This window comes from Leptospira dzoumogneensis, from assembly GCF_004770895.1.
In the GTDB taxonomy this organism is placed as follows: domain Bacteria; phylum Spirochaetota; class Leptospiria; order Leptospirales; family Leptospiraceae; genus Leptospira_B; species Leptospira_B dzoumogneensis.
Genome location: NZ_RQHS01000005.1, coordinates 165,690 through 187,446, shown reverse-complemented (window position 1 = coordinate 187,446; position 21,757 = coordinate 165,690). Strand labels below are relative to the sequence as shown.

The 21,757-nt window shown below is 40.3% G+C and carries 22 protein-coding genes and 1 tRNA gene; 12 read left to right on the top strand and 11 right to left on the bottom strand.

The window, feature by feature from the left end:
• Positions 1 to 43 precede the first annotated feature (43 nt).
• Both EHR06_RS02180 and rsmA read left to right on the top strand, forming a co-directional pair.
• On the top strand, positions 44 to 1,930 hold the full coding sequence (locus EHR06_RS02180) for a ComEC/Rec2 family competence protein (RefSeq protein ID WP_135755511.1): 1,887 nt from the start codon (positions 44 to 46) through the stop codon (positions 1,928 to 1,930).
• On the top strand, positions 1,902 to 2,780 hold the full coding sequence (gene rsmA / locus EHR06_RS02175; protein WP_167492262.1) for a 16S rRNA (adenine(1518)-N(6)/adenine(1519)-N(6))-dimethyltransferase RsmA: 879 nt from the start codon (positions 1,902 to 1,904) through the stop codon (positions 2,778 to 2,780). The genes EHR06_RS02180 and rsmA overlap by 29 nt, the downstream gene beginning before the upstream one ends.
• A 35-nt stretch (positions 2,781 to 2,815) precedes the next feature.
• On the opposite strand, the gene rsgA is transcribed toward rsmA, so the two are convergent.
• The gene (rsgA, locus tag EHR06_RS02170) at positions 2,816 to 3,943 is read right to left on the bottom strand and encodes a ribosome small subunit-dependent GTPase A (protein WP_135755510.1); all 1,128 of its coding nucleotides are present in this window, start codon (positions 3,941 to 3,943) and stop codon (positions 2,816 to 2,818) included.
• 294 nt (positions 3,944 to 4,237) lie between these two features.
• Between rsgA and EHR06_RS02165 the strand changes: the two genes are divergently transcribed.
• Positions 4,238 to 5,011: an MORN repeat-containing protein gene (locus EHR06_RS02165; RefSeq protein ID WP_135755509.1), complete on the top strand. Its 774-nt coding sequence runs from the start codon at positions 4,238 to 4,240 to the stop codon at positions 5,009 to 5,011.
• 53 nt (positions 5,012 to 5,064) lie between these two features.
• On the opposite strand, the gene EHR06_RS02160 is transcribed toward EHR06_RS02165, so the two are convergent.
• From EHR06_RS02160 to EHR06_RS02150, 3 genes are all read right to left on the bottom strand, one after another.
• Positions 5,065 to 6,585 (bottom strand): HDOD domain-containing protein, encoded by a 1,521-nt coding sequence (locus tag EHR06_RS02160; protein ID WP_135755508.1) that lies wholly within the window; start codon positions 6,583 to 6,585, stop codon positions 5,065 to 5,067.
• An 85-nt stretch (positions 6,586 to 6,670) separates the two neighbouring features.
• Positions 6,671 to 7,474: an ABC transporter permease gene (locus tag EHR06_RS02155; RefSeq protein ID WP_244288470.1), complete on the bottom strand. Its 804-nt coding sequence runs from the start codon at positions 7,472 to 7,474 to the stop codon at positions 6,671 to 6,673.
• An 8-nt stretch (positions 7,475 to 7,482) separates the two neighbouring features.
• Entirely contained in the window at positions 7,483 to 8,397 is a 915-nt protein-coding gene (locus tag EHR06_RS02150) for an ABC transporter ATP-binding protein (RefSeq protein WP_135755506.1), read from the bottom strand.
• Between the two features lie 99 nt (positions 8,398 to 8,496).
• On the opposite strand from EHR06_RS02150, the gene sixA reads away from it, so the two are divergent.
• The gene (sixA, locus tag EHR06_RS02145) at positions 8,497 to 8,979 is read left to right on the top strand and encodes a phosphohistidine phosphatase SixA (RefSeq protein ID WP_100722053.1); all 483 of its coding nucleotides are present in this window, start codon (positions 8,497 to 8,499) and stop codon (positions 8,977 to 8,979) included.
• A gap of 85 nt (positions 8,980 to 9,064) precedes the next feature.
• Positions 9,065 to 9,136: transfer RNA gene (locus EHR06_RS02140), tRNA-Pro, on the top strand.
• 22 nt (positions 9,137 to 9,158) lie between these two features.
• On the opposite strand, the gene EHR06_RS02135 is transcribed toward EHR06_RS02140, so the two are convergent.
• Both EHR06_RS02135 and EHR06_RS02130 read right to left on the bottom strand, forming a co-directional pair.
• Positions 9,159 to 9,854 (bottom strand): penicillin-binding transpeptidase domain-containing protein, encoded by a 696-nt coding sequence (locus tag EHR06_RS02135; RefSeq protein WP_244288469.1) that lies wholly within the window; start codon positions 9,852 to 9,854, stop codon positions 9,159 to 9,161.
• A gap of 169 nt (positions 9,855 to 10,023) precedes the next feature.
• Positions 10,024 to 10,281, bottom strand: a complete 258-nt coding sequence (locus EHR06_RS02130; RefSeq protein WP_008595605.1) for an LIMLP_16025 family protein — start codon at positions 10,279 to 10,281, stop codon at positions 10,024 to 10,026.
• 121 nt (positions 10,282 to 10,402) lie between these two features.
• Between EHR06_RS02130 and EHR06_RS02125 the strand changes: the two genes are divergently transcribed.
• Positions 10,403 to 11,443: an SMP-30/gluconolactonase/LRE family protein gene (locus tag EHR06_RS02125; protein WP_135755504.1), complete on the top strand. Its 1,041-nt coding sequence runs from the start codon at positions 10,403 to 10,405 to the stop codon at positions 11,441 to 11,443.
• A 35-nt stretch (positions 11,444 to 11,478) separates the two neighbouring features.
• Positions 11,479 to 11,976 (top strand): acyl-CoA thioesterase, encoded by a 498-nt coding sequence (locus tag EHR06_RS02120; RefSeq protein WP_135755503.1) that lies wholly within the window; start codon positions 11,479 to 11,481, stop codon positions 11,974 to 11,976.
• A 20-nt stretch (positions 11,977 to 11,996) separates the two neighbouring features.
• Here the strand turns inward: EHR06_RS02120 and EHR06_RS02115 are convergent, their stop codons facing one another.
• The 3 genes from EHR06_RS02115 to EHR06_RS02105 all read right to left on the bottom strand — a co-directional run bounded on the left by EHR06_RS02115 (position 11,997) and on the right by EHR06_RS02105 (position 14,616).
• A complete protein-coding gene (locus EHR06_RS02115) occupies positions 11,997 to 13,493 on the bottom strand; it encodes a glycosyltransferase family 39 protein (RefSeq protein WP_135755502.1) in 1,497 nt (498 codons plus the stop codon).
• A gap of 22 nt (positions 13,494 to 13,515) precedes the next feature.
• Positions 13,516 to 13,851: an STAS domain-containing protein gene (locus tag EHR06_RS02110; RefSeq protein WP_020769420.1), complete on the bottom strand. Its 336-nt coding sequence runs from the start codon at positions 13,849 to 13,851 to the stop codon at positions 13,516 to 13,518.
• Between the two features lie 180 nt (positions 13,852 to 14,031).
• Positions 14,032 to 14,616: a tyrosine-type recombinase/integrase gene (locus EHR06_RS02105; RefSeq protein WP_135755501.1), complete on the bottom strand. Its 585-nt coding sequence runs from the start codon at positions 14,614 to 14,616 to the stop codon at positions 14,032 to 14,034.
• Positions 14,617 to 14,951: 335 nt separating this feature from the next.
• On the opposite strand from EHR06_RS02105, the gene EHR06_RS02100 reads away from it, so the two are divergent.
• Entirely contained in the window at positions 14,952 to 15,989 is a 1,038-nt protein-coding gene (locus EHR06_RS02100) for an alpha/beta hydrolase (RefSeq protein ID WP_135755500.1), read from the top strand.
• A 45-nt stretch (positions 15,990 to 16,034) separates the two neighbouring features.
• On the opposite strand, the gene EHR06_RS02095 is transcribed toward EHR06_RS02100, so the two are convergent.
• Both EHR06_RS02095 and EHR06_RS02090 read right to left on the bottom strand, forming a co-directional pair.
• Complete coding sequence (locus tag EHR06_RS02095) at positions 16,035 to 18,572, bottom strand: ATP-binding protein (RefSeq protein ID WP_244288468.1); 2,538 nt, start codon at positions 18,570 to 18,572, stop codon at positions 16,035 to 16,037.
• 134 nt (positions 18,573 to 18,706) lie between these two features.
• The gene (locus tag EHR06_RS02090) at positions 18,707 to 19,138 is read right to left on the bottom strand and encodes an SET domain-containing protein (protein WP_135755499.1); all 432 of its coding nucleotides are present in this window, start codon (positions 19,136 to 19,138) and stop codon (positions 18,707 to 18,709) included.
• A 174-nt stretch (positions 19,139 to 19,312) separates the two neighbouring features.
• On the opposite strand from EHR06_RS02090, the gene EHR06_RS02085 reads away from it, so the two are divergent.
• The 4 genes from EHR06_RS02085 to EHR06_RS02070 all read left to right on the top strand — a co-directional run bounded on the left by EHR06_RS02085 (position 19,313) and on the right by EHR06_RS02070 (position 21,757).
• Positions 19,313 to 19,798, top strand: coding sequence for an RNA pyrophosphohydrolase (locus EHR06_RS02085; protein WP_135755498.1), 486 nt, complete (start codon positions 19,313 to 19,315; stop codon positions 19,796 to 19,798).
• The gene (locus tag EHR06_RS02080; protein ID WP_135755497.1) at positions 19,795 to 20,223 is read left to right on the top strand and encodes a globin domain-containing protein; all 429 of its coding nucleotides are present in this window, start codon (positions 19,795 to 19,797) and stop codon (positions 20,221 to 20,223) included. The genes EHR06_RS02085 and EHR06_RS02080 overlap by 4 nt, the downstream gene beginning before the upstream one ends.
• Before the next feature lie 37 nt (positions 20,224 to 20,260).
• On the top strand, positions 20,261 to 20,548 hold the full coding sequence (locus tag EHR06_RS02075; RefSeq protein ID WP_100722065.1) for an acylphosphatase: 288 nt from the start codon (positions 20,261 to 20,263) through the stop codon (positions 20,546 to 20,548).
• 84 nt (positions 20,549 to 20,632) lie between these two features.
• Complete coding sequence (locus EHR06_RS02070; RefSeq protein WP_135755496.1) at positions 20,633 to 21,757, top strand: TolB-like translocation protein; 1,125 nt, start codon at positions 20,633 to 20,635, stop codon at positions 21,755 to 21,757.

Genomic DNA, 21,757 nt, shown 5'->3' with positions numbered 1-21,757 from the left:
AGAATTCCGCACACAATTCTAATTTCCCGAAACAAGTATTCGTATGGGCGAATACTTGAAACAAAACTACCAGGACTGGATCCCCTCCTCTTTATTTTCCTATCTAATTCTTGGACTTCTATCCGCTTTATTCTTAGATGTTTTCTTTACGGATCTGGTCCTAATATGGACCGCAATACATTCAATTAGTATAATATTCTTCTCCCTCCTATTCTCCGGAAAAAAGATCCCGAGTTTTTCCTGGGGAGTGATCCTATTTTTTGTTTTAGCAATTTGCGGTTACACAAAAAGATCCGCTCCTTTTTTAGAAAAATCCAATTCTTGGAAAAAAGAATTCTCTATAAAAATCAATCAAACCTTGGACAGAGCAAAGATAGAAGGCAGAGCCAGAGAAATTTCCATAGGTTTAGTTTTAGGAGATGCAAAAGGTTTAGATAAAGTATTTAAGAAGAATGCTAGAGAAGGAGGAATTCTACATTTATTCGCGGCTTCCGGTTTACATCTAGGAATTTTGATTGGATGTATGTTCGCAATATTGAAACGAATTCCATTCTTAGGATATTATATTCCTAGAATTCTCCCGGTATTATTCGGACTAATTTACTTAGCCTGCTTAGGATTTCCGATCTCTCTCGCAAGAGCTTGGATATTTTCCGCTTGGATACTTCTACAATCTTTGTTTTTTAGAAGATCTAAACCGGCAGATCTATTAATTTCTTCTGCCGGACTTGTTTATCTTTGGGATCCGGTCCGCTCCTTTGGGGTTTCCTTTTTACTTTCCTTCGGAGCGGTTTCCGGCATTTTACTTTTACTTCCATGTTTCCAAAAATGCCTTCCTCCAGTACCGGAAGACAAAACGATCGTGGATCGATTTATAGGATTTTGGAGAGAAAATCTTTTAGTTTCCTTATCCGCAGGAATCGGAACCTTACCCTCTTTAATTTACTATTTCGGGAGCTATAGTTTCGGATCTCTCGGTTTAAATCTGATATTAGTTCCGATCTGCGGGATCTTACTTCCTTTATTATATTTTTCTTTAGTATTAGAGTCGATGTATCTCTCCATATTCGCGCAGCCTATCTGGCAAATCGTTTTATTCCTTTTGGAAATTTTAGAAAAAACAACTCTCTATTGGGGAGAATCAGATTGGAATTGGATACATTATTATAGAGGAAACACAAAGTATTTCGGGTTAGGGATCTGGTTTTTATTTGTAAGTTTTTTATTCTTATGGAAATTCCTCCCTTCCGGAAAAGTAGAAATTTTTGAATTAGATCTTTCTAATTCTGTGGATCACAAAACCCGCAGAGCCGTGCTCCTTAAGAAGATTTGGATTCTAGGATTCTGTACCTGTTGCAGTTTCCAATTTTTACTAGCGAATTCTTCCACTTGGATAAAACTTCCGGATGTATTTTTCGGAGATCGTTTCACATTCCTAATCCAAGAAAAAAACAGATTGGTTCTCGCTGGAAAATGTAGATACAGTTCCAAAATCCTATACAAGTCCTTGGGAAAAGATCCGGAAAGATTCTGTGGAAATTCTAAAACCGCCGAGATCTATATAGAACATGAATCCTGCCTAGACTGGGTCTCTGGATGTTTGAAAAGAAATCAAAATCTCTCTCTAAAATATGGAGGAAAAGAAAAACCAAAGGTCTCAGGTTTTGAGAATTGGATCTTAATTCCTAAATTAGCAGAATTTCATCTACCGGATCCGGGCCAAAAACTGATCCGATTCGAGGTGGGAAAAGACTCTCTTCTTACATTAGCAAACAAAACAAAAATCGGAGAAGGGATCATACTCATTGTCCCAAGATTCGGGATCAAAGAAGATCCAAGAGAATGGAATCGATTTAGAAAACAGCTTGGAATCGCTCCCGGTTGGAAGTTTATTGGAAGTGATGAGCTCCCCGGAATACCCGTTTTATAAACCAAATATGATCCGGGAATTTTTATCGGAAAGATCTTCCGCTCCTCTTAAAAAATGGGGACAAAACTTTCTAATAGATCCAAACGCAGTAAAAACTTTATTCTCCAGCGCAGAACCGGAACTACTACAAAGATCGGAACTGATCTTGGAAATCGGCCCCGGTCTTGGAGCGCTTTCTCATATACTTTACGGACTCGGAAAAAAACTGAGATTGTATGAGATCGATCCAGTATATTATAAATGGCTAAACGAGTTCCTGCCCGGAACAGAGATCATTTTAGGAGATGCAAGAGAAACATTATCCGATCATGAGAATAGCAACTGTTTCCTATTCGGTAATCTGCCTTATTATATCACTTCAGAACTCATACTTCTTTCTTTGGAAAAACTCCCGAATTTACAGGGAGCAGTTTTTTTAGTCCAAAAAGAATTCGCACAAAGGATCACTAAAGAGATTTCCTCTCTTTCTATCTATGCGGGGGCTTACGGAAAATTCCAAAGCAAAAAGACGATCAAGGCTGGATGTTTTTATCCCGCTCCTAATGTGGATTCAAGCGTTCTTACATTCGTCTCGAACAGAAGATTTTCTAAAAAAACATCCTACCAAGTTTTAGAAATTTTATGCAGGACCTTATTTTGGGGGAAAAGAAAAAAGATAGGCTCTTCTATCAAAGAAGCTCCATTAGATTCTTTTTATCCGAATGGTCTTCCTCTTCCCATCTCCGAAGAAAATTTAAGATCTAACTTAAAAGAATGTATAGAATCTGCAGGAATTTCCTTAGATAAAAGACCGGAAGAATTAAAAGCAGAAGATTTTTATAAGATTGTGGATCTTTTTCAGATCGATTGAAGAGCAGAGGAGAATCTCCCCTGCTCTTACGAAAACTAACGATACCTTTCTCGATCTCGTTGTTGTTGCATCCTTTTTTGTTCTTTGTGGATGGATTTCCACTTCGCTTTTTGTTCTCTGAATTCAATCGAGTTTGGAGCGCTTAAATTCGCTGTCCTTTCCAATTCTCTTTTGAGTTTCAGATAACTTTTAAATCTTTCTTCCGAAATTTTTCCCGAGTCGATAGCAAGTTTTACTCCGCAATCAGGTTCACTAATGTGAGAGCAGTCTTGGAATCTACAATATTCCGCTGCCTCGAAAATTTCAGGAAAGGTTTCTTCCAAACCGGAGCCGTCGGACCAGAGTTGGATCTCTCTCATACCCGGAGTGTCCAAGATCCAAGCGCCGGAATCCAAACGGAACATCCATCTGTTCGTAGTGGTATGTCTTCCTTTTGAATCGGATTCCCTGACTTCGTTTACAGATCTGATCCTTTCCCCGATCAATAGATTGAGAAGAGAAGATTTACCTACCCCGGAAGATCCTATAAAAGCGGAGGTAGACCCATCTTTCCAAAACGTTTCCAGTTCTTCCAAACCTTCTTGTTTATGATTGGAAACAGAGAATACTTTTACACCAGGACAAGATTTTTGAACGATGTCGATCTTTTCCCTCAACTCTTCTTCTCTATTCGAATACAAATCTTTTTTGGTAAGTACGACTACAGGTGTCGCCTTACTTTCCCAGATCTGTACCAGAGTTCTTTCCAATCTTCTTGGTTGGAAGTCCCCATCTAAACCATGGAGTAGAAAAATTCGATCCATGTTCGCACAGATCGGATCCGGTTTTAAGGTTTCTCCTTTGGTTTTTCGTACGAGTAAACTTCTTCTAGGAAGGACTTTATGGATTAGATATTCTTCTCCGCTTAATTTTGTGATGAGGACCCAATCTCCTGCGACCGGTAGATCCAAACTAGAATCCGCATTAAAACGAAGTGCACCCGTTAATGTCCCGGTACCTTCTTCTTTTATACTTCCTAATTCGAGTCGAAACTCTTGTCCTTGTTCTCCTATAATTCTCGCAGGGACCGGGTCGGAGATGCCTAGATCCTCTGAAATTTTGATAAATTCTTTTTCTCTATCCGCATCCCATACGGATAAATTCGAAGATGGTTGTTGGTCCATTTATTTTGCCCAAACCTATAACTATAGGTAGTCAATAAGACTAATTCATGTAACTCCCCCGCGATACGAGGGTCCTTTGTGGAAAAGGTTGTAAACAATCAGGCAATCATATGCAAACTTAGGTTAATAGTTAGAAGCTTCCTCTCTCTTGTAAAGTTTTTTTCACAACGACCTAAGAAGCTATTACAAGAATTAATATTCTAAATCAATGTCGACGAAATTTAATTTCATTGCCACGTTTTGCATTACGTATATATTCAAATCCTTTATTTAAATTTACTATAGGAATCCCGAATGAATGGAAAGAAAATAGCGATCCTAATTATCTCTATATTTTGGTTTGTGGCCAACAATTGCGCAACCGTCCCGTGGAAATGTGTGGATGGAGATGCTTGCAATGCTATAAAAGAAGGTTCGGTAATAAGCCAGTACGGGCATAAATACAATGGTGGGCTAAAGAATGGTATACCGGATGGAATAGGTTCTGTGGAATTCGGCACAGGCAGATGGTTTAATATCTATATTAATGGATATGCAATCGGTTCCCCGATTCATGGTTCTGCCGGAAAGCCAGGAGATCGTTATGAAGGGGGAGTCGGCATTGACAAGTACGAAGATATCCAACTCAACGGGAAGGGGACTTTCTTTTACAAGAACGGAAGTAAAATTGAAGCTATATGGAAGGAAAATAAACCGGAGGGTAAGGGTAAAATTTTCCTAGCCAATGGAAAAACCTTAGAAGGTAATTTCTACGATAGCGGTTGGATATGCCTAACGGGGGATTGTAAAAACGGATTCGGTAAAAGAATCTATCGGAATTGCGCCACTCTCGAAAAAGGAAATTTCGTCAAAGGCGAATTAATGAAAGGAGTTCATGTTTCAAACGAATATGAATTCTTTGATGGGGAATGGGTACTGGAAGGAAAATTCAAAAGATTTATTTCCGGAATAAGCCGACTAGGTAGGAAAATGGATACGATAGATCGAATGAGGCAAAGAGACAATCCGAAGGCCCAATATACGGAAGTTGCAAAAGAATCAATCCAATGTACAGAATATATTGACTAAGGTTAAAAGGCGGGAAACTTTCCCGCCTTTTCTTTTGATAAATGATTCGTAGGTTAAGAATATTTCTGGAAGGCTTTATATTCTTCTATAACCTTCTTACCGAACTCCAGCCATTCCTCGTCTTTTTTAAAACCGAAATGTTGAAGAACTTCCCAGTGAATTGCTGCGGGATCCGCTTTTCCTTCTAAACAATCTATGATCCAATCGGATAAATAGACCGCAAATACAACATCTCTGGATTCCTTTTTGGCCATCAACGGTCTATGGTGGTATTCGGCAGCGACTTTGATAGTATCCGAAAAATTCCATTTTTCACAGATCATACCTCCTAGAGAAGTATGTGTGATACCGAGTGCAGCCTCTTCCAATCCTAGGGTAGAAGGTAAAAGTTTTTTGCCGGAAATATCGGTTAACTTTTCGATCGTATCCCCTTCTAAAGAAAGTAAAAGTACAAGACCTATATTATGAAGAAGAGCGGCACAAACCAGATTGGTCAGGAATGTTTTCTTCCAGCCCATTCTTTCTCCGAGTCTTCTGCAAATATAAGCCGAAAGACTGGACATCTCCCAGATATGCTCGAACTCTTTGTATCTTTCTTCCAGGATCTTTTTAGTTCCGAGGCTTAAAAGAATATTATTTAATTCTGATAGACCGATCAACTTGATCGCGTCTTCTAATGTTTCTACCTTTCTTCCCTGTGCAAAAGAAGCGGAGTTCGCTAATTTTAAAATATTAGTAGATAAGGAAACGTCCCTTCCGACTTGTTCCGTGATCTGCTGGATGGAAGAATCAGGCTTATTGATCAGACTCATGATCTGATTTAAGTTTTCCGGGAATGTAGGAAGTTTATCTATCTCTGCAATAATTTCCACAGTACGTTGGTAAGAAACGTTTCGGTGTTTGAAGTCCAACGGGATTTTTATATAAGCGGAAGTGATCCCGCCTTCTGCCTTTAATTTATAAGAATCAGCAGCAATCCCTTCGTTCTTTAACATCAGTAAGGACATTGCGAGTCCAAGACCTGCGCCTTCGGAATCATCCGCGTGATCCGCGAAAACCTCGCCCAAGTCGTTATACTCTTTGCTCTTGCCGATCCGATTTTCTACACGTTTTAATTCTTCCGCAATGATAGGGGCGTTATTAGAGACCCTCATCAAAAAGCTAGTTCGATTAAAAGCAAGAGTGATCAAACAATGGAATTTAACTTTTTCCAACAAGGCTGCATATCTTTCCTTGTCCTTGATCATTTCCTTTTTGAAATTCGCCATCCCTCTCACGTAGTCGTCGGGATTGGAAATGTTCAGATTGTTTTCGGCAAAAAAGATACGTTTGGAATTTGCCTTAACGGCGTTCATCGCGCTTTCTCTTAAGATAGAAAAAACGGATTCTTTCAGGGAGATGGCATCCAAATAGACAAGGTACCTGTCCAAAAGAACGCTTAGTAGTTTATCCACACTTTTGTTCAAAGTGGTAAACCGAATATAGAGAGGATTTAGCTTTTCAATGCGTTCGTTTACGTTTCGAACGCTCAGATAGTATCCTTCCTTTTCGAAATGGTACCAGTTTATATTCATTTTCGCTCGGCGGAAGGGCCTGCTATATCCTACTGCTGAGCAGGTTTTGTCAACCCTAGATTAAATTCCCCGAATCCCTTAGGGCCTAAATCTCTTTGTGCCGAGTGCTCAACCACAGAGTGGATTTTAGAATGACGATCCATGCTCCTACTTGGACGAAAGAATAAGGTCCGTAGAAATTTTTAGGATCGGCCTTCCCCAGAAAAAGCGCGAAAGAATGATAAAAAACAGTCCCGACCTGGGGCAGAACCCAGTAGATCGTTTTTAGAATGAATTTTTTGACATCGCTTGCTTCCGCAGACATATCGATGTTCTGGTTATAGGCTACAAAATCCAAAATGCAGCTGAAAAGTATAAGACCAAGAGAACTTACTATCGCGAGGGATTGGTTCGAGAACAGAGTCACCAAAAGAACCAATAGAACAAAAAATGAATACACTAACATCATGGTTCCCTGATACCAAAGGAACTCCCAAGGAATTTCCAAGGAGAACCAAGAGCTGATCCCGAAGGCTATAAGTACAAACAGGACCACACAAATTAGTAATGCGAGTCCCTTACTTCCCACATACGCGAATGGATCCACCGGACGACTCAACCATAAAGTATGGACCTGTGAGTCCATGTCTTGGCGAAGAAGGTCCGAAGTCAGGATCACCAGAAATACCAAACTCCAAAAAGAAGTCAGGATAAAATACATATAAGAAGAAACGCCGTAACTGGTCTCTCCTCCTACGGATGTGGTGCAGGTCCATTCTCCCAATAGAAAAAATCCAAGCAGAGAAAAATAAAAGAATATCGCCTTACGTCTTAGAACTTGGACAAACGTTAACCGAAGCAGAGTACCGATCTGACGAAATGCGGAGGAGATAAAAAATTTCAAATCCATTTGAGAGTTCACGATCCTACATTCTCCGAACCTTGAGTGAGCCTAAAGAATACATCCTCTAAAGACTCGGTCTTTCTTTCATAGAGGAAAATTTCCGCACCCTTCTCCACTAAAACCGCAGGAAGTTTTTTCAGATCCACTTCCGGTTTAGGGCGAATTTCCCAGGTTTTTCCGTCCTTCTTATGTTCCAAAGAGATCTCTTCCAAATAAGATTCAGGAGCGGATTCCAAACGAATACGTATCCTGTCCTTACCTTGTTTTAATTCGTCCAGTTTCCCCTGAGCCATTAGATTTCCTTTATGAAGGATACCAATCTCGGTACAAATCTGTTCTACTTCTAATAATCGGTGAGAGTTGATGAGAATTGTGACCCCTCTCTTCTTGTTCTCTTCTAAAATTAATTCTCTGAATTCTTTATAACCTGCGGGGTCTAAACCTGTACCAGGTTCATCTAAAAGTAAAAGTTCAGGCTCGGCACCAAGTGCATTTGCAAGTCCCAATCTTTGTAACATACCCTTGGAGTAAGTGGAAATTTTTCGATCGGCGGCTTCTGCCAAACCTAACTTTTCTAGGAACTCTGTACTTTTCTTTTTTGCAACGGAAGAAGGCAGTAATGCGAGTTTGAAACTTGCCTCTAAAAATTCTCTCCCACTCAAATAAGTAGGGACCGCCATTCTTTCCGGAAGATAACCTATTTTAGTTCTGGCATGAGGAGAAGGTTCCAAACCCAAAACCTTACAGTAACCTTCGGTCTGTTTTGAAAACCCAAGAAGTATACGGACTAAAGTAGTTTTGCCGGCTCCGTTCTGACCGAGTAGACCGAAAATCCCGCCTTGTGGAATTTTCAGATCAATTCCTTGTAATGCTTTTACTTTCGGATAAAATTTGCGTAGGTGCTCTATTTCAATTGCAAATTGAGGCATTCAAAAATCCTTAGACCAGGTGCCGGAGACGATAGTTCCATTGCTTTTCGAAGCAATCCTTTTTATTAGAACGCGTATCCATAATTCTATATTTATTCTATGAAGATCATCATAGCCAGACATGGGGAAGCCGATCCCAATTCGGAAGACGGTAAAGATTCCTCCAGAGTTCTCACTCCCAAAGGAATCACAGACATAGAAAAGATGGCCCGGTTCTTTCAAACCGGTTTCAAGATCAAAAAGATCTATCATAGTCCTTATGTTCGCACTAAAGCTACTGCGGAAATTTATTCCAAGATCCTAAGGCCGGAATTAGAAACAGAATCTGCAGAGTATCTTCTTCCAGGCGAAGACTACTTCAGGATCTGTCCTCTTCTTAAAGATAATTCCAACTCGGATGCGATCCTATTAGTGGGCCATAGTCCTGATGTGAGCGTGTTTGCAGAAACTCTTTTGGGAATTTCAGGAGTAGGAAAATCTTTTCTATTCACTCCCGGTTCCGCACTTGCAGTGAATATTCCCCGCGAAAAATTCCAAGGGGGGCAGATCATTTGGTTCGTATCCCCCGACTTCCTTTGTTGATCTTCATACTTGATTCAACCGAAGACCTTCTTTTAAAAACCGGTTTACAGAGCGCTCTATCTCGAAAAATTATACAACTGAGGACCGGGGTGTAGCGCAGTGGTAGCGCACTTCTCTGGGGGGGAAGGGGTCGCTGGTTCAAGTCCAGTCACTCCGAAAGTCCTCTTTTCAAACTTTCTTCATTCCAAACTCGGAACCTTACATCCAGCTAACCTATAAAATCTAGTGATCGTTCCGGTTCTGGATCCTGATTTGCTTCTATTTAAGATCGTGTATATGACATAATCGTTTTCAGATCTTATCAGAGCTCCTTGGAACCAAAAACTTCCTTCCCAAGAACCGGTTTTTCCATACACGTTAGCCTCTCTTTCCTGACATTTGGACCAGAAAAGGGCCTTTTTCCATTCTTCCATTAGATCTTTATTCAGCCCATAACCGTTCTCAAAAATTTTGGACCAAGAAGAATGAACACTCTTGGGAGTTAATCTGATCCTTCCTCCATGCTTCAAACCTGCAAGATCGATCCACCAATCCGCAAGCTTAGAATTCGATTTAGAGTTTTCTAAATAACCTATCTTACGTAAGGTAAGATCCAATTTTTCTTTTCCCAATTTAGGAAAAACTTTTTCGAAATAATCATTGGAAGAATAAAACAATGCATCTCTCAGATCCAAAAGCCTGGGAGAATTCGGAATATGTTTATCCGCAGATTCTATCTTTTCTTTCGGATCGATGATATTGTTCTCGAGCAAAGACAAAACTAAATAGGTTTTAAAGGTAGAAGCAGGAGAATATTCCCTTTTCAGGAATTCCGATGCGCCATAAACTTTTTCAGTCTTCGACTTACCGGAACTCACCTCAGTTATAAGGATCAACTCCTCCGGGTTAGGCGTTACGGTTTTTGGAGAAAGTTTTTGGGAATGTAACGGAGTTAGAAAAAAAAGAAAAGAGAGTTGAAAGAGTAAATAGCGGCCTAGAGCGGAATTCCTTCCCTCTGAAAATTGAAACATGATCGTTTCCTATTTCAGGGGAAAAATCCGCCCATCATTTCTTTAAAAATTGTTTTAAGATATTCTCGCGAATCTCTTCTATTTTAACGATTCCCCAAGCCAGAGGAACTTTGAATTTCAACGCATTTTCGCTCAGGTCTTTTTCTCCCTGTGCTTTGAGTTCGTCGAATCTCTGCTCCACCTTCTCCTTACCTTCGTTTAGATCCTCGAGAAGTTTATCGAAAATTTCTTTCGAAGTTTGGACGGCCCCAATTCCGGCATTGATTAAATCGTTTAGTTTTTGGTTATCCATGCCTTGCTATTCCTTTTTAACTCCATTTTTATGCACTGCACAAAAATTGCAAGAATAAAATTGGATCTCAAACGACGAATCTGGTTGCCAGTGCCGGATTTGAGGCAGATCTTTGGACCCCATGCGAGTTTATCTTCTACCCTTAGTATTCGCCGTTTTAGGCCTGTTTTTCAGTAATTGTTCCGGGGATATCAAAGATATCCCATTAAAAGGCTGTTCCAAGATCTCCGGAATGCCCGGCCCGGAGGATCTAGCGATCGATAGAGAAGCCGGATTATTATATGTGTCTTCCCACGAAAGAAGGATCAAAGATCAGGAAGGAAAACTTTACTTTCTGGATCTGAATTCTTCCGCTCTTGAACCCAAACTATTAGAAACGGATTATCCTAAAAATTTTAGACCTCACGGGATGAGCCTTCTAAACCAAAATGGAAAGTCTAGACTATATGTGATCTCTCATATCACACTATATAAAGAACATGCGATAGAAGTTTTCGAAAGAACGGAAAAACCTTCCGCAAAATCCAAGGCGGGAAAATGGAAACATGTCCAAACTTTGCAAGATCCATCGATCACAAGTCCTAACGATCTATCTGTCGCTTCCGAAAACGAAATTTTTGTTTCTAATGATCATGGAGAAGGAGGATATTTTACATATCTATTCCAAGATCTTTTCAGGATCGCTAGAGCGGAGATCGCTTACTTTGACGGAAAAACTTGGTCGTCTTTAGGAAATCCTTTGTTTTATGGAAACGGGATCCTATACGTAAAAAGACCGGACGGAAAAGAATACCTATACAGAGCAGGTTTCGGATTAGGAGCCGTTTTAAAATTCGATATCAAAAGAGAGAACGGAAAAATCGTATTAGGAGAACCTAAATCGATCGTTCTTGAAAGCGGGCCTGATAATTTAGAAATAGATGAAAAAGGGACCATCTTCACCGTCACTCATCCTTCCGTGATAAAGTTCTTGAAACATGCGGGCAACCCGGAAGCTCATTCTCCTACCAAAATATTTACGATTGCCCAGGATGATTCTATCAGAGAAATTTTTTCCAACTCAGGTGAATTGATCTCAGCAGGAAGTACCGCTCTTACATATAAGGAAAGAGTTTATATCGCTCAGGTATTCAACGATTTTATTCTGCAATGCCGATTATAAGAACGTAATATTAGGATTGTCCGTCTAAGTTATAGATGTCCGAAGAAATCACAAAAACGCCGAAACAATCCTCAGTAGAGACCAGACATATAGTTATGCCTGACCATACCAACCATTATGGTACCCTCTTCGGAGGGACCCTAATGTCTTGGATAGACTCGATTGCAGTCATGGTAGCCCAAAGACATTGCGGAAGAGAAGCTGTCACTGCAAGTGTGGACAAACTGAATTTTTTGGAACCGATCTCTTTGGGAGATCATGTGATCCTAAAGGCTTCCGCGAATTATGCCGGAAGATCTTCTATGGAGATAGGTGTCCAAGTTTCTAAGGAAAATCCTTATACCGGAATTGTGACTCGCGCAACGACTGCGTATCTCACATTCGTTGCATTGGACGAGAATAAGAAACCCTGCCCTATTCCTAAAATAAAACCGGAAACGGAAACCGAGATCAGAAGATACGAAAACGCGATCTTAAGACAAGAGTCGAATCGAAATCTTGTCAAAAGGATCAAGGATAACGGAAAGGTTTAAGACCCAAAAGGCTGCGTAAATTATCTTCTGCGATATATTTCCGCTTCTACATTTGCTACTTTTCTAAGTGTAGAAGGTTCCGCGGTGATCTTGGATTTTCTGAATTTGGAAGAATTCTCTTCTAGATAAGATTGAACGAATTCATTCCTTTTTTGGCGGTCTGAAAATACGAATGTATCGATTGAATCCAATGTTTGGATAAAATCCTCTTTCGGAATAGGAAGTTCTCCCGGAATAAATTCCAGGACCTTTAGATTCGGATATTCTCTGCGGATATGGAAATAAGGATCCGGAATTGCCTGCAGATACATCTTTTTAGAACCTTTTAGTTCGGGTCCTAAAACCTCGTAAAATCTATCTTTCAGATCGAATTCAGGATTTCCGAATCCAATCCTCTTATAAGCATTCACTAAAATTGCAATATTGGAAAATACTAATATAGCTGCGATAAACTGTACCCTTCTGCTCCTGATCCTTTCAAAAAAGAATCCTCCCAAAGCGGACAATGGGATACATAAATACATTACATAATAATATTCAGTGGATAAGATCAGAAAGAATAGAATAGAAACCGTCCATGCTGAGAAGAAGAATGCTGACTTCGGTTTGTCCTTAATTTCCCCTCTTACCACCCAGAGTCCGTAGGCTAATGCCAAATAAAAGAATAGTCTGAGTCCTGGAGATTCGTATCCGCCTAATAGAACTTTGATCTTTGTGATCGGGGAGAAGGATTGGAATAGATCTTTTTTACGTCCGAACTGCGCACCGAACTGATAGAAAAAAATCCCCCAATCAGGATGGATCCAAATTCCCCAAGCAAGGATCGGCAGCACACCGCCCAACCAAAACATCCAAACCTTCCATGCTTTTGCTTGGTGGATCAGAAGTAATGCAGGCACTCCGAAAATTGCTCCGAATGGATGTGATAAAAATGAGATCCCTAAAAAGAGCCCGGATATGAATGTTTCGTATTGTCGGAGAGGAATATCTCCCTTCCATTTTGCTTTTCTTGCAAGTACTAGTAAGGATAGAAGTGCCCAAAACAAACAAAGAGCTTCCATTCTCGCGGTCCAACCCACTCTCAAGAATAGTAGATCAGTGAATAAAAGTAAGGAAGCGCCCAACCTTGCAATCGGAGAATAATCGAATGTCTTAAGTATAAACCAAAATATCCAGATACTTGCAACTGATAAGATCGCAGCGAATAATCTTAGGACTTCGAGACCTTCTCCCCAAAATTTCAGGACCCAGCCGTTTAATAAAAAGAAAACCGGAGGCATCCAAAGTGTTTTGGTTTCCATTCCTTTTACTAAACCTTCCGATACTTCCGTGCGAAAGAGTCCATTCTTTGCAAAATCTAAAGAGGGGGAATAGAATAAGACCTCGTCAGGCCATACAGGTGGGAACTCCAACCCGGAGATCCTAAATATTAGAAGTGAAAGTATGGATAAAAAGAAAAGACCGATGAGTCCGTAAATTTCGGAAGATCGGTCTTCTGTGCTAGCGGGGGAACCCATGATACAAAGCGCCCCCGGCTGATTATTTTAAGGTAGCTAATGCTTCTTGTTCGGTTTCGTAGACTTCGAAAAGATCCAACAATTCCACAACGTCGAAAACTTTTTTAACGTTAGGTGTGATATTGCAAAGTTTGAGTTTTCGATTCTGCTTTTCTAGTTCCCGGACCATTCCTACAAAGATCCTGATCCCGGAAGAAGATATATAAGAAATATTTTGCAAGTTAATAACGATATCACCGGTTCCGGCTTGGACATCGTCTAGAAGTTTTGCCTCTACCTCGTCCGAATGCGTGATATCCAGCCTGCCATCTAATTGAACTAGGGTATGTTTCCCTACTTTTTTCGTTTTAATTTCCAAGCTAGGCTCCGAGCGACGATCCATAAGATCATATTCCGACAAAGAAAATTTCCTTTTTTAATTACAAAAGGGGAACGGAAAGTTCGCCGTAGACTAAAATAGTGAGGAAATGGGGTTTTACAAGAATTTTTTCCCATCTCCTCTATTCTCCTACAGTTGGAAAATCCTAAATTTTGAATATTATGCCGCTGATCCGTTAATTTCCTCCAATGGAAATTTTTTGAGCGGAACCTGTTTGGGTCTCTGGCCTAGCAAGTCTTTCAAGGATTTTTGGGAAGAAAGCCCCAACTGTTCCCGGATACTTTCCAGGTCCCAGCCCGCCTCGATCAGGTGAGAAGCTAAACTTTTCCGGAGCCTAAAAACTGAAATCGGCAGACCCGTCATTTCTTCCAGCTTAGAAAACATTTTTTGAACGGTCCTGGGGCGAAGTTTGCCTATCCTGCCTGAAAACAAAAAGTCCTCCCCCTGTTTGCCCTGAGAAATAAACCATAGGTCCCTTCGTAATGAATACGGAATGGAAGGATTTCTGGGGTTTAAGGTTCGGGAATGATGGATCAATATTTTATGATGGGACCAATCCAAATCTTCCACTCTTAAGGAAACCAGCTCGGAAAGTTGGAGCCCGAAAGAGTATAACATTCTAAACCAGAGGTAATGATTTTCGTGAGTTCTGGATGCGTTTAGCAGGAGCCGGATCTCTTCCTTGCTTAAGGCGGGATTGTCCTCGGGCAGAATTTTGGTTCTGCTTCTTTTCTCTTTTTTCATTCGAATACCCTAATGTGATCATATGTTTTTTTCTCGGAGAGTGAGAATTTGAAGAAGGCCTGCAAAGTAGAATTCGCCATTTCGATCGGTTGATTTGCGGAATAGTGATTACCGGAAGGGAGAGGAGAAGGTATGGCGGAACGTGGATTCTCCGTTCCGCACGGAAGATATTGATTTTCTAAGCGACAGCGATCGCAGCGGAAATCCCGCGAAGCGGATTGGAGCGTAGAGCGCGGTCACGAGCAAAGCGAGTGAGTCGCCCGACTGTTCCCCGACTTTTCAAATCGTCATAAAATTGTTATCCGATCTTAACGAGTCCGGGGTTGGATACAAATATGAAATATTTCTGGAAGGCTGCCAAGTTTGCCCTTCATTGCCAATTACCTACTCCTCCTAAAGTCTCTGAACAAGAGATTACGGTTAAAACGGAAAAATTTGAAATTCCTGCAATCCTTTACACTCCGAAAGGAAAATCCTGCGGAACCATTTTGGCGGTAAATGGATTGGCATACTTGGGAAATAAGGACCCAAGATTCGCGGCAGTTTGCAGATCTGCGGCGGCAGTAGGTTATACGGTTATTTCGCCTTTATTAGTAGAAGTTACTCAGTTCCGAATTCGGAAAGAGACTGTTGAAAAGATAAAAGAGCTGATACTTAATATCTCTTCCGATAAGGAATATTGCCCGGACCAAAAACTTTCCTATATCGCTCCTTCTTTTTCGGGTAGTATGGGGCTCATTGCCGCTTCCGATCCTGAAGTAGGAAAAAAGATCTCTTCCATTCTTACGATCGGTGCTTATTGTGATGTCCAATCCACTTTGGATTATGTGATGACTTCCGATGAGGGAGACGAATACGGAAGGATGATCCTTCTTTATAATTTTGTAAAGTATGCTCTCAAATCCGAAAACCAAGAACTGGAATTCGCGTTAAAAGCATGTGTCCTGGATGGAAGTTTTTCCAGAGAGACGTTGGAACTTCCGACGGTTTTAGAAAATATCAGTCCGGAAAACAAAGAAGTTTTCTTTAAACTTAGGGAAGATAAAAGTTTCAGAGAAAAGATCTGGAAAGAGATCGTAGCAAACGCAGGATCCCAAAGTTCATTTTTACAAGAGCTGCAGGTAAAAGATAAACTTCATCTTTTAGACTGCCATGTTTCCATCGTTCACGGTTTAGGCGACAATGTGGTTCCTGCAAAAGAGGCAGTGATCTTAAAAGAAAATCTTCCTCGTAAAAAATCTAAATTAGTATTAACACCTTTGATCTCTCACGGTGATGTCGGGATTTCTTTGGCTCAGATCCCTGCGATCTATGATCTAGTCCAAGGTTTCGCGTTCTTCTTTAAGAATGCTAGAACAAAAGAGGCTGCTTAAGTTTTTAGAATCTATTTATTTAAAAGTGTTTTGAAGAAATAGATTCTAAAAACTTTTAGTATAGAAGAACTCTATTAGATCTCGGATCTTATATGGTTTTTCGAGAAGGTCGTTTATTCCTAGGGCGGAAAGTTTTTCCTTGGTTTCATTGCCGAAATCCGTTCCGGAGACGAAAATTTTCAGTTCCGGACATTCTTTTTTGATCGTTTCCAGAAATTCCAAAGAAGAAAGATTTTCGAAATCCAAATCGATTACCGTTAAAACCGCGGAAGATTTAAATTTATTTAATATTTCATGCGCCTTTTTAGCGCTGTCCGCACTGATCAATCTAAATCCAAGCGTGGACATCTGCTCTTGTAAAATTTCCGACAGATAAGGAGATTCTTCCACTACAAGCATGATCCCGGTAGATGTTTGAGAACTTTTTCCGGCGTATTCTACAAATCGAGAAGTTTTGGTTTTTGCTACCGGAAAGAATAATCGAATGCTGGTGCCGATTCCCAATTGAGAACTGACCTGCACCATTCCTTCGTGGTTTTGCATGATCCCGTAGACCATGGACATTCCGAGTCCACTTCCTTGGTTTTTGGTCTTTGTACTGAAGAACGGTTCGAAGATCCTTTTTCTGGTTTCTTCACTCATTCCTTCTCCATTATCCGAAACCTCTATACAAAGATATTCCGCAGGTTCTGAAAGTGGAAAAGATTCCCTGACGTTTGCACCTTGTACCCCAAATGTACGTATAGAGATCTCTCCTCCGTCAGGAAGTGCATCTCTTGCATTCAAACATAGATTGATAAGCACCTGCTCCAACTGGGAATAATCACCCACGATCACAGGAAGCCCTTCTTTACATTCTTTTCTGAATTTTATTTTTTCGGAGAATGTAGGGACTAAAAGATCTACAGTTTCATTCACCAATTGATCGGCTAAAATTCTTCTGAATCCTCCTCCTCCCTTTCTAGCTAAGGAAAGAAGTCTGCGAACTATAATCGCTCCTCTTGCCGCCGCTGCATTGATAGAGCGGGACATGTCCATAAGGGAAGCGAATTTGGAAGATTCCAATTGCATTTTAGTCGCATACCCTGAAATGATCTGCAGAATATTATTAAAATCGTGAGCGATCCCGCCTGCAAGCGTTCCGATCGTTTCTAATTTTTTGGATTCTATTAATTGGTCTTCCAGTTTACGACGAAGAGTATCATCCATTAGATATCCTCGGATAGAATCTATACTACCTGATTTATTGAATGTAGCGAAATAATTCCCAGTCGTATGTATAGGCAATCCGTTCTTGTCCTGAAAAAATTCTTCGTGAGTTTCTAACCTGGAACCGATCTGTATTTTCTGTAAGAAAAAGGAATAGTCGTCGTAAGAAGGAAAAAGATCTGCAAAATTTTTGAGAGAAACTTCCGTATGCGTTTCAAAACCGAACATTTTTAGAAAAGAAGAGTTCGCAGCCAGAATATTTCCGGAAGGGTCCGTGATAAAATTCGCGGATAAATTTTCTTCGAAAAATTTTCGGTATTGTTCTCTGCTCTGTAGAAGTTTGCCTTCTATCCTTCTCCTTTTTTGCAGCTCTTTTCTGGAATCGCTTGTCGCTCTTCCTGTGATCAAAGCGACCACACATAAGATGCCTAAGTTTATCAAAAAGATAAGTTCTTTATCGTCTTTAAACCATTGGTAATGTTCGGAACGATCAAATAGAGCGGGAAATACCAAGGTGATGATCTGAACCCAAATATTTGCGGTAAGAGCCATCGTGATCCCGTATCTTAATGCGGCCCAAAGAACGAATAACGCAAACACGAACCAATATTCTAAAGTAGGAATAATTGCGCCGAAAACCCCGCAGAGTAAAAATACTGAGATAATCTCCGCGACCTTTCTTGGTTTTAAATTTCTAAGCCTAGTTCTGTCCCAGCTTGTCTCTCTATTTTCCCAAGCTCCTTCCGTTTTTGCCCAGCCTTTAAGCTCCATCCAAGGAGTGACCCATAACAAGATCGGAACCGAAACGCTTAATGTGTCGAATAATGTGGCACTCATTCCCTGGAACGAGGATACGATCAACTTATCCTGAGAAAGATCTCCGAATAATACAAGACATTCCGCCACTAAGAACCCATTACATAGAGCCGCTGGAAATGCTACCCAAAGTAAAAATCGAACTGTTTCTCTTAGATCGGGAAGCCAAACTTTTCCTTTTCGGAATTTGATGAAGAAGAGCCAGGAAATTCCCACCGCCAAAACTTCCCAGAGACAATAGATAGGATATTTATCCACGTCATGAAGTCCCCATAGATTGGCGCTAAACAATGCGTTGGCATACATTGCAGGTAACGTGCGCGCCGGTCCCCACCAAAAACATAATATGATACCTACAGGAATAGGAAGATAGGATATGGAGATCCCAGTATCCACTTGGAAGGCTAAGGACGCCTTGGAAGCGAAATGAAACAGGATTAACGGAAGGATCCAAGTCCAATAAGGCAGCGCCTTATTTTCTATATAGGGAGTTCTTCCGCCGTTCTTTATGTCGGATAATAAATTCAGAACCTCGCCCCAGGTTCCAATATTCCTCATCGTTTAAGGGGAATCCACTCTTTGAGGGAAATGGAGTTAAAATTAATGAACGATCCCTGAAACTTTTTGTTTCCTTTGGGAAAAAAACCGTGCTATTCGTTGTTAAACGGAAGTTGATAGCGTCAAAGCGGAACTTAGTTCTGCTCTACAGGAGAGATGTCTATATGGATCCAATATTCGTCTCCATAATCGAAGAATAATTCTTCGCCGGCTTTGATCTTACGCATTGCTTCGAATCTTGCGGTCTTCCAGCGAGTGGATACCACTAATTTTACATTCGGCTTAGAGCTATGATTGATATAGCGGGTATAGTTGGACTCTTTACCTTCTCCATAGATCCAATGATCTTTGCAGATCCAAAGTAAATATTTGGACTCACAGTATTTAGAAGAGTTAGCAGACTTATCGTTAAGCACTCTACCGGTATAAAATCCGACAGTATCACCTTTGACTAAGTCTTGTTTGGAGAATAGTCCCATTCCGATTCCGGGTATCTCGGATTCCCTAATTTCGAAATCCTTTTCTGAAAATACTTGAGGTCTGCGAATTTTATATCTGACCGACATCGTGAGAAACACATCCTACTATTGGAATCGGAATATTAATCCAAAGAATCTTATGCCCTCTCTTTGTCCATCCGCAATTGATTTATCATGTTTTTCTACTAAATGTGTATTACTTTAGGTCCAAATTTTTTTATAGGCTTGTCTATCGAATATATGATGTAAATCTCTACTAAGATGGACAAACCGTATAGAAAGAACGTGGGAATGGTAGTCTTCAACTCTAAAGGAGAGGTTTTAGTAGGAGAAAGACTAAATTTTAAAGGCTCTTGGCAGTTTCCTCAAGGTGGAATAGATGATGGAGAAGATCCTAACTCAGCCGCTCGAAGAGAACTTTTAGAAGAAGTAGGCATTCAAAACGCTGAGATCATCTATGAATATCCAAGCTGGATCAACTATGATTTTCCTGAGTCCTTACATCTAAGCTCTAATCTAAAAAAGTATAGAGGCCAAACCCAAAAATGGTATCTTCTATACTGGGATGGTAAAGCGGAAGACTGCGATCTAACGGCTCATGAGCAGGAGTTTGAAAGAGTTAGATTCATTCCATTTCAAGAATGTCTTTCGACCGTAGTCTCCTTTAAGCTAGATGTGTATCAAAAGTTAGTACAAGAGTTTGAACCTAAGATCTTGGATTTTATGAAGAAGGGACCTTCTACATGAGTGCGCCATTTTACACTCCACCCGGAGGACCTCCTCCTCCCAGTCCTCGTCTTAGAGAATTATTCTCAAAAGTAGGAGAAAATTCCATTAGGGAACTTGTTTCCGTTTTCTACGATCAAATAGCTGTCAGCGAAATTCGTTGGATGTTTCCGGAAGATCTAGAAGAGAGCAAAATAAAGTCGGCGGACTTTATGGTACAGGTTCTCGGAGGTCCGCCCTATTATGTTCAAAAATACGGGCCTCCAAAAATGAGAGCCAGGCATCTTCCATTTCCAATCGACGAAAAAGCTAGAAGGATATGGCTTTCCTGTTATCGTAAGGCGATAAAAGACTGGGAAGCAGATGAAGGATCTAAAGAGATACTTTGGCAGTTTTTGCAGGATTTCTCCTCCTGGATGGTAAATAAGGCTTCTTCTCAAGAATGAGGGAGTATAATTTAGTTGTAGGAGTTCCAATAACTGAATGGCTGCAAAAAACGAATCTAGAGCGAAAATTAGGATCCGAGGAACCGTGCAAGGAGTTGGTTTTAGATATTTTGTGCTGCAAAGAGCCCAGGAATGCCGACTCAAAGGTTACACTATGAATCTTCCTACCGGCGAAGTAGAAGTTGTTGTAGAAGGAGACAAAATTTTTATCGAAGATTTGTACAAAGCAGTTCAAAGAGGTCCTTCTAAAGCAAAAGTAACGGAAGCTACGATCCAATGGGAAGATGCTAAAGGTACGTTTAGGACTTTTGAGATCAAACGTTGATCTAATATTCCCTTTGGGAAATCAATCCGGGCAGATCGGATAAATTTTACTGACGAAACCTGGATTTTTTCGGAGAATGACTGTATGCGAGCGAAGGATACATATAAAAATAAATTTCTGAACCTTGCTCTCTTCCGGATTCTCGGATCTACCTTTATCATAACTATTTTACAAAGCCCTGTCTTCTCGGTCACTCCTACTCCCGTTCCATTTATGAGTCCTGTTTATGCAGTCCAAGAAGACAAAGGTATCTTAAGACTTATCTCTATTTCCTCCATTAACGGAAAAACCGGACTTGTTTATACCGGAACCCAAGAGAAAGGGATCCCTGTTTTTAGAAAACAGAACTATATTCTTTTTAAAACTTCCAAAGATCTAAATCTATTAAATTTAGCGAACTCCAAAGTTAAGACGATCCAAGGAACAAGAGATGCATTTCCGGGTAATAGTGGATTTTTAAAAGATAAATCCATTGTGATCTTCTCCAGAAAAAATGGAGATCGATGGGAAACCGTTTTATACGATTACGAAAAGGAGAAGGAGATAAAATCTCTTCCAGGTTACCAGCCTTATGTTTCTCCGGATCAAAAGAATATAGTATTGATCGGTAACGAAGTGCGTTACTCTGAACACGGCGAGGATTCACTCAGAGTTCCGATCCATAAATATTCTCTCGAAACTTCCGAACTAAAAACCCTAGCTTGGATAGAAAGCGGGAAATTACAAATTACTGATGTATATACGATTGCGGAAGATCTAGTTTTAGTACGTGTGGCAACCGAGAAGGAAAATAGACTTTATAAACTTCCTTCTTTAACCGGAGAATTGATCAAGTTTTCGGATCCATTCTATCCTTTTCCCGTAAATCCTCAGTCCAAAGAACCGAGAGAGAACAAAGAACAAGTAAATATCAGCTTTAGTCCCGATGGAAAAGTCCTGTCCTTCACTGAAAGAGCGGACGGAAAATTAGGAAACATCGTAGTCGTAGATCTAAAAACAAAACAAAGATATGATTCTTCTTTTGTAGGTTGTTTTCCCGTAATTAAGAACGGATCCGTTTATTTTTTAGGAGATCCTGAATTCGTAAAACAATCCAAAGACCAAGAATACAGACCTTATAATAATTATACCCTATACGAATTGGATTATAAAAAGGATAAGATCCGCTCTATCACTCCTATTTCCGGAAAAGTAGAACTTTTAGAATAG

Excerpts from the sequence above, each read along its gene's own strand:
- EHR06_RS02105 (WP_135755501.1), bottom strand. The coding sequence starts at position 14,616 with ATGAAAAAAGAGAAAAGAAGCAGAACCAAAATTCTGCCCGAGGACAAT.
- EHR06_RS02130 (WP_008595605.1), bottom strand. The coding sequence starts at position 10,281 with ATGGATAACCAAAAACTAAACGATTTAATCAATGCCGGAATTGGGGCC.
- EHR06_RS02115 (WP_135755502.1), bottom strand. The coding sequence starts at position 13,493 with ATGGGTTCCCCCGCTAGCACAGAAGACCGATCTTCCGAAATTTACGGA.
- EHR06_RS02070 (WP_135755496.1), top strand. The coding sequence starts at position 20,633 with ATGCGAGCGAAGGATACATATAAAAATAAATTTCTGAACCTTGCTCTC.
- EHR06_RS02100 (WP_135755500.1), top strand. The coding sequence starts at position 14,952 with ATGAAATATTTCTGGAAGGCTGCCAAGTTTGCCCTTCATTGCCAATTA.
- EHR06_RS02085 (WP_135755498.1), top strand. The coding sequence starts at position 19,313 with ATGGACAAACCGTATAGAAAGAACGTGGGAATGGTAGTCTTCAACTCT.
- EHR06_RS02165 (WP_135755509.1), top strand. The coding sequence starts at position 4,238 with ATGAATGGAAAGAAAATAGCGATCCTAATTATCTCTATATTTTGGTTT.
- EHR06_RS02160 (WP_135755508.1), bottom strand. The coding sequence starts at position 6,585 with ATGAATATAAACTGGTACCATTTCGAAAAGGAAGGATACTATCTGAGC.
- EHR06_RS02075 (WP_100722065.1), top strand. The coding sequence starts at position 20,261 with ATGGCTGCAAAAAACGAATCTAGAGCGAAAATTAGGATCCGAGGAACC.
- sixA (WP_100722053.1), top strand. The coding sequence starts at position 8,497 with ATGAAGATCATCATAGCCAGACATGGGGAAGCCGATCCCAATTCGGAA.
- EHR06_RS02090 (WP_135755499.1), bottom strand. The coding sequence starts at position 19,138 with ATGTCGGTCAGATATAAAATTCGCAGACCTCAAGTATTTTCAGAAAAG.
- rsmA (WP_167492262.1), top strand. The coding sequence starts at position 1,902 with ATGAGCTCCCCGGAATACCCGTTTTATAAACCAAATATGATCCGGGAA.
- EHR06_RS02155 (WP_244288470.1), bottom strand. The coding sequence starts at position 7,474 with ATGGATTTGAAATTTTTTATCTCCTCCGCATTTCGTCAGATCGGTACT.
- EHR06_RS02095 (WP_244288468.1), bottom strand. The coding sequence starts at position 18,572 with ATGAGGAATATTGGAACCTGGGGCGAGGTTCTGAATTTATTATCCGAC.
- EHR06_RS02180 (WP_135755511.1), top strand. The coding sequence starts at position 44 with ATGGGCGAATACTTGAAACAAAACTACCAGGACTGGATCCCCTCCTCT.
- EHR06_RS02120 (WP_135755503.1), top strand. The coding sequence starts at position 11,479 with ATGTCCGAAGAAATCACAAAAACGCCGAAACAATCCTCAGTAGAGACC.
- EHR06_RS02080 (WP_135755497.1), top strand. The coding sequence starts at position 19,795 with ATGAGTGCGCCATTTTACACTCCACCCGGAGGACCTCCTCCTCCCAGT.
- EHR06_RS02125 (WP_135755504.1), top strand. The coding sequence starts at position 10,403 with ATGCGAGTTTATCTTCTACCCTTAGTATTCGCCGTTTTAGGCCTGTTT.
- rsgA (WP_135755510.1), bottom strand. The coding sequence starts at position 3,943 with ATGGACCAACAACCATCTTCGAATTTATCCGTATGGGATGCGGATAGA.
- EHR06_RS02150 (WP_135755506.1), bottom strand. The coding sequence starts at position 8,397 with ATGCCTCAATTTGCAATTGAAATAGAGCACCTACGCAAATTTTATCCG.